The 6,325-nt window shown below is 70.0% G+C and carries 5 protein-coding genes; 3 read left to right on the forward strand and 2 right to left on the reverse strand.

What is annotated here, in order from left to right; genetic code table 11:
* Positions 1-63: 63 nt before the first annotated feature.
* The gene (locus tag HG543_RS50325) at positions 64-2,082 is read right to left on the reverse strand and encodes a hypothetical protein (RefSeq protein ID WP_246357878.1); all 2,019 of its coding nucleotides are present in this window, start codon (positions 2,080-2,082) and stop codon (positions 64-66) included.
* A gap of 278 nt (positions 2,083-2,360) precedes the next feature.
* Here HG543_RS50325 and HG543_RS50330 point away from each other — a divergent pair, with 278 nt between their 5' ends.
* The 3 genes from HG543_RS50330 to HG543_RS50340 all read left to right on the forward strand — a co-directional run bounded on the left by HG543_RS50330 (position 2,361) and on the right by HG543_RS50340 (position 5,670).
* Positions 2,361-3,704, forward strand: coding sequence for an erythromycin esterase family protein (locus HG543_RS50330; RefSeq protein ID WP_169352115.1), 1,344 nt, complete (start codon positions 2,361-2,363; stop codon positions 3,702-3,704).
* A gap of 125 nt (positions 3,705-3,829) precedes the next feature.
* Entirely contained in the window at positions 3,830-4,762 is a 933-nt protein-coding gene (locus tag HG543_RS50335; RefSeq protein ID WP_169352116.1) for an SUKH-4 family immunity protein, read from the forward strand.
* 29 nt (positions 4,763-4,791) lie between these two features.
* Complete coding sequence (locus HG543_RS50340; RefSeq protein ID WP_169352117.1) at positions 4,792-5,670, forward strand: tetratricopeptide repeat protein; 879 nt, start codon at positions 4,792-4,794, stop codon at positions 5,668-5,670.
* Positions 5,671-5,678: 8 nt separating this feature from the next.
* Here HG543_RS50340 and HG543_RS50345 read toward each other — a convergent pair whose 3' ends face one another.
* Positions 5,679-5,960 carry a hypothetical protein gene (locus HG543_RS50345; protein ID WP_169352118.1) on the reverse strand — a complete coding sequence of 94 codons (282 nt, stop codon included), beginning with the start codon at positions 5,958-5,960 and terminating at the stop codon, positions 5,679-5,681.
* Positions 5,961-6,325: the final 365 nt, after the last annotated feature.

A 6,325-nucleotide genomic window follows, 5' to 3' on the forward strand; every position in this document is an offset into this window, starting at 1 on the left:
AAGATGTATATAAGAGACAGGGTGGGGATGGGGCACACCCGCGCCGCCCCATCCCCGGGTGCGTCAATCCGCCGCGGGCACCACCTCCACGGTGGCCGAGGCGCTCGCCGCGAGGCCGTAGTCCTCCTGGAAGATTTGCAGGTCCACCGGATGCGTGCCGCTCGCTCCTGGCGGGATGGACTTCGTCATCGTGAAGGTGAAGGCGTCTCCGGGAGCCAGGTTCACCCCCCAGTCGGAGAACACCGTCTCCCAGCCCTCGGGCAGGGTGCTCACGAAGTCGTACCAGACCCAATTGCACGAGGCGGAGTCACGGTTGGTGACGTTCACCGTCCAGGTGACGCTGCTTCCCGGGGCCGCCGTCACCGTCGCCGGGGAGAGCGTGAGCGTGGGCGGCGTCTGGATGCAGCGCTCGACGACGTGCAGCGTCGTCGTCCCCCGCACCGTCTGCCCGTCACGCGTGACGGCCGCGCCCACCGCGTAGTCTCCGAGCGCCGCGCTGTAGGGCACGTACGTCTGGAGCGTCAGGTAGGAGGTGGATGCCGCGGCGATCTCCACCTGCGCGGGCAGCGGGTCGAAGGACAGGCCCTCCGGGACGATGGCCTGGAGCGGGAAGGTGCTCGGACCACAGGCCGACGTGTCCTTGTTGGTGATGGCCACTTCGAACTCCGGCCGCCCACCGGGCCAGACGGTGTCCTGGAACGCCGTCACGTGCACCTCGGGGGCCGCGCGCACGCACTGCGTCTGGCCGTACTTCACCCGCACCGTGAGCCCCGAGGTGGTGGCGGAGACCACCGTCAGCGAGAGGTTGCTGTAGGGGTCCGTCCACGTCCTGCCCGGCAACAGGGCCGGATCGCTCCAGGACGCGGTGCCCGGCGTGAAGTCGAGCAGGTGCGAGCCATCCCGCGTCGTCGCGTCCTCGTAGTGCACCAGCGCGCCGCCGAACACCTGCGAGCCCAGCGTCCAGTCGTAGTTCCCCAGGCGCTGGCGGTACTCCAGCCACAGCCACGCGTCCCCCGCGCCCCGGCGCACCTTGAGCGCCTTGCGCCCGCCGGACGACTCCACCGGCGCGAGCGTGAAGGTACCGCCCACGCCATCCACCACCGTCACCGCGGACGGAGCCAGCCAGCCGATGCGCGCCTTGTGCGGCGCCGCGTAGTGGCCCAGGTTCCAGTAGCCCATGGTGGAGAAGACGTCGCCGTACTCGTCGAGCACGCCCTGCGCGCCCACCGGGCCGAGCGTCTCCGTGCCGAAGTCCCGCGTGCGCGCGTGGTGCAGCGAGAGGTTGTGGCCGGCCTCGTGCGTCACCAGTTCCACGCCTTCGTCGTGTTGGTCCATGTTCTCCGCGACGAGCCACGCGGTGGACGCCGTCACCGTGCCATCCGGCGTCGTCAGCGCGCCGCAGGACAGCGAGGCCTGGCCCGCGTAGGAGCAGCCCTCGGCCGGGCGCGGGTGGACGATGAAGATGCGGTCATACTTCGTGAAGTCCACGTCCGCGTTCGCGGCGCGCAGCGCGGCCTCGCGCATCTCGCCCGTCTCCGCGCAGGTGTAGTCGCGGTCCAGCGTGTACCAGCCCACCACGTCACCCGTGGTGGTGGTGCGGCCCTCGGAGACCTCGCTCCAGTAGTCCGCCAGGGAGCGGCGCTCGGTGGAGAAGAAGATGTCCCGCACCGCCGCCGGCGTGTTGATGGGCCGGGGCAGACCGGGGAACGCCGCGAGGATGACGAGGCTGCGCTGCACGCCGGTGACGCCACATGCGGCGGTCATGGCCTCCGGGCCCGTGTGCACCTCCACGGATTCAGCCTGGATGCGCTGGTCCTGCTGGCGCCCCCGCAGCTTCACCTTCGTGCCGCTGCGCAGCCCTTCCGGCGCGCCCTGATTGAAGACGACCGGGTGGCGTTGTCCGCCTTTGGTGAGGAAGTACTCCAGGTGCGACGCCCCGTGTTCCGGCGCGTCCACCACGATGACCTCCAGCTCTCCTTCCCACTGGCCCTGCGTTGGGAGCGGCTCCTCCGCTGGAGCGCTCTGCGTACCACAGGCCGCGAGGCACACCGCGGCCATCAGCATCCACGTGCGATACATCATCCCTCCGGAAAGTGGCGGCCCGGCGCGACTGCACGCTGCGTGACCGCCGCGCGCCTTGTGCCCTCGCGGACGCGCGGTTGCAACGCTTCTCGGAAGAAGCCACGTGGATTTCACGTCACGTGGGTTCAGCCCCCGCGCGCGTGTGGCGGAGCGCATGGAGTTACCGCGCGACGAGGGTCCACCGCCCGGAACATGGTGTGGCCGCCTCCCTGCCCGCCCTCCTGTCTGCGCGGGGAGGTGGCTGGTCAGCGTGGACAGTGCACCCCACCTTCAAGGGCATGAGCCGGTTCGATGACGTGCGGGAGATTTCGCCTGCCCTGCTGGAGGGCGTCCGGACAGCCGCGCATCCACTGAGTGGCAGGCCATCGGACCTGGACCCGCTCATCGAGAGCATCGGCGATGCCCGCTTCGTGCTCCTGGGCGAGGCCACCCACGGCACCCACGAGTTCTACCAGACGCGCGCCGCCCTTACCCGCCGCCTCATCGCCGAGCACGGCTTCTCCGCCGTGGCCGTGGAGGCCGACTGGCCGGACGCCCTGCGCGTCAACACGTTCGTCCACGGCGAGGGCTCGGACGCGAGCGCCGCCGACGCCCTGGGCGAGTTCCAGCGCTTCCCCAAGTGGATGTGGCGCAACCGCGAGGTGGAGGAGCTCGTCACCTGGATGCGGGCGCACAATGCCACCGTGGCTCCGGAGCTTCGCGCGGGGTTTTACGGGCTGGACCTGTACAGCCTGCATGCGTCCATGCGCGCGGTGGTCGCCTACCTGGAGCAGGTGGACCCCGTGGCGGCCCAGCGGGCCCGCGAGCGCTACGCCTGCTTCGAGAACTTCGGCGAGGAGCCGCAGGCGTACGGCCATGCCGCCACCTATGGGTACACGCCTCCCTGCGATGACCAGGTCTGGGCGCAGGTGGTGGAATTGCAGCGCCGCACGCCGCTGAACGCTCGGGACGAGGACGCGCGCTTCTTCGCCGAGCAGAACGCCAAGCTCGCCGCCGACGCGGAGGGGTACTACCGCGCCATGTATGGGGGCCGGAACCAGGGCTGGAACCTGCGCGACACGCACATGGCGGAGACCGCGGACGCGCTGGTGGCGCACCTGTCCCGGAAGGGACGGAAGGCGCGCATCATCATCTGGGCGCACAACTCGCACCTGGGCGACGCGCGGGCGACGCAGATGGGGGACCAGGGCGAGCTGAACCTCGGGCAGGTCCTGAGACAGCGGCACGGGAAGGCCACGTACAACGTGGGGTTCACCACCTACAGCGGCGAGGTCATCGCCGCGCGCGAGTGGGACGAGCCCGGCCTGCGTCGCCGCATCCGCCCGGCGCTGCATGGCAGCTACGAGCAATTGTTCCACGCGGTGGACCTCCCTTCCTTCCTGTTGCTCATGAAGGAGCTGGGCGAGGCCGCGAGCGGGCTGCGCGAGCGGCGCCTGGAGCGCGCCATCGGCGTCGTGTACGCGCCGCGCACCGAGCGGTGGAGCCACTACTTCGAGGCGGACCTGCCCGCGCAGTTCGATGCGGTGATTCACTTCGACGAGACGCGTCCTCTCCGGCCGCTCGACGTGGACGCGGGATACGAGGAGGAGGACGCGCCCGATACCTATCCGTCCGGATTGTGAGGAAAGGGGTGGGGGCCACGGCCCGGGTCCGACCCCATGGGCCGTGGCACCCTCACTCCATTCCTCTCCCGGCGGTAGGATGGCGGCATGGAGAACGCGTTCGAGGGGTGGCCCGAGGAGAGCCGGTGAAGACCACCGTCGTCGGCCGGGAGATTCCGGCAACGCGCGTGCATGTCAGACGCTGGCACGGCGAGGACCTGGGCGAGATGCCGCTCGAGAAGGGACTGGCGCTCGCACGGGCGGAGGGGCTCGACCTGGTCCTCCACGGGATACCTCCCGGGTCCTCCGTCGCGCGCTGCTGGCTGCGGGACATCAGCCAGTACCTCTACAACGACCGCTTCGCCCCCGAGCTGGAGCAACGACTCGCGAACCGGGCCCGTGGACCCCGGCTGGTCGCTCCGGCCGCGCCAGAAGACCTCGGCACGCGGCTGCCACGCTGGGTGCAGCTCGAGAAGCTTCATGAGCTCTGGGGAGAGGGACGGCGGTGCCTCGCGGCGCCGGCGGCGTGGCAGTTGGACCTGCCCGAGGCGTCGAAGGCGTACCTGGCCCTGGCGGGGCTCCCGGCCACGTTCTTCAGCTATTCGCTCGAGTTCGGACCGGAGGAGATGCTCCGGCTCGACACCTTCGATGCGCTCGTCCGGCAGGCTGATGAGGTCGCCTTCGCCGAAGTCCTGCGACGTCTCGCCCGAATTCCCACCGACCTGGACCGCGGCTACGACTGGCCCGCGGGGTTCAAGCTGGCTCGCCACAGACTCCTGGGCCGCCATCTCAGCGTGGGGGCACTGTGCGTCGAGGAGGGCAGCGGCGCCGTGGTCATCGTGCATACGTGCGACACCGACAACCGCGAGCGAGTCCAGCTCGTCAACTCAAGCGTCGAGCTGCTGGGACGGTTCCTCTACCTGGGGCAATCGTCGCTTCTGGAAAGGGCGACCCCGCGCCGCATTCGCGCGCTCAGGCGCCTGTTCACGAAGCTGGACCCGCCGGCGATGCGCGATGCGGATTGGGGGCTCTGGCCCACGGCGCTCGAGGAGTGGCTCTCGGAGTGTGAGGAGCCGTAGCGCGCGACCCTGGATGGTACGCTGCATTCATGGGACACTTCATCGCGCTCGGACTCTCCCTGCTGCTGGCTGCCTCCCCCCAGGAGGATGCGGGACGCGCACGCGAGCTGGAGGCGCGTGCGTCTCAGCTGCAGCGCGCGGGGAAATACCATGAGGCCGAGCAGCCGCTGCTCGAGGCCATCGCCCTGTGGAAGCGGCTCGGGGGCCCCGAGCACATCGAGGTGTTGAACGACGAGATGAACCTCGCCGTGTCCTACCGTCGGCGTGGCGACGCCCGAAAGGCGATTCCCCTACTCTCGCGCGTCGTGGCCTCGCTCGGGAAGTCCAAGGACCCGGATGCGCCGGAGCTGCACAGGAAGGCGCTCAACAACCTGGCCGCGGCGTACAAGGCCGAGCAGCGTTACGACGAGGCCAGGGTCACCCTGGAGCGGTGCCTGTCCCTGCTGGAGGCGACAGGCCCGTCGGTGGAGCGCGCCCGGGTGCTCGACAATCTCGCGTCCATCCTGCTCGATGCGGGGAAGGTGGACGCCGCCGAGCCGTACGCCCGCCGGGGCTACTCCGAGTGGCGCGCGGTGCGGGGCGAGCAAGACGTGGACGTGGCCATCTCGATGTCGGTGCTGGGTGGCGTGCGGATGCGCCAGAAGAAGTACGCGGAGGCCCGGACGCTGCTCGAAGACTCCCTGCGCATGAACGAAGCGCTTCGCGGCAAGGACCACGTCGAGCTGGGTGCCACGCTGAACCTCCTGGGAGAGCTGGAGACTCGCGCGGGCAGGCTGGATGCGGCGCAGCAGCACTACGAGCGCACGCTGGCGCTGAGCGAGCGCGCACTGACGGCCGAGCACCCGTACGTGAAGGACGCACGCGAGGGCCTCGCCACGGTGGCCCGGCTGCGCGCGGCCAGGAAGTAGGCCTGTGACTAACGGTCGCCCGGCGTGCCTCGCGGGGAGATTCGCTTCCACACGAACCCCTCACGCGCGAAGTGCTCCTGGACCCAGCGTTCGCTGGACGCGGACAACTGCCCCTCACCGCGCCCCTCGACCGCGAGGAAGTCGCAGCGTTCGAGCATGGAGCGCATCGTGTGTTGCGACTGCTCGCTCTCGAAGGCCGCCCCCGCGTGGGTGAAGCGCTCGGGACCTTCGAGCGCGTCATGCAGCATGAGGCCGTAGGAGTCGACCAGCACCGGCGTCCCTGGAGGCATCCCGGGAAGCCGGCCGGCGGCAATCGCCCAGGCCGGCGAGGACCGCCATGGTGGGTGCCAGGTGCGCGTTGTACTGCGTCCAGTAGCTCTTGGACGTGAGGAAGGTCGCGAGCGTCAGGAGACAGGCGGCCGAGAAGAGCCGCTCGGCGACGGCGTCCGAGCGCCTCGTGCGCGTGAGCGCCACCCACAAGCCCAGCGCGCTCAGCACGGAGGAAACCGCATGGCTTTCCCCACCATCGCGAGGAACCGCTGCCCCAGTTCCAACGCACCATCCGCGGGGCGCAGCAGTTGGAAGCGCAGCAGACCTTCCGCCATCCTGTCCGGAGCGAGCGCGAAGAAGGGCCCCAACCACAGCACCCCCACCC

The sequence above is a fragment of the Pyxidicoccus fallax genome, assembly GCF_012933655.1.
Lineage (GTDB): Bacteria > Myxococcota > Myxococcia > Myxococcales > Myxococcaceae > Myxococcus > Myxococcus fallax.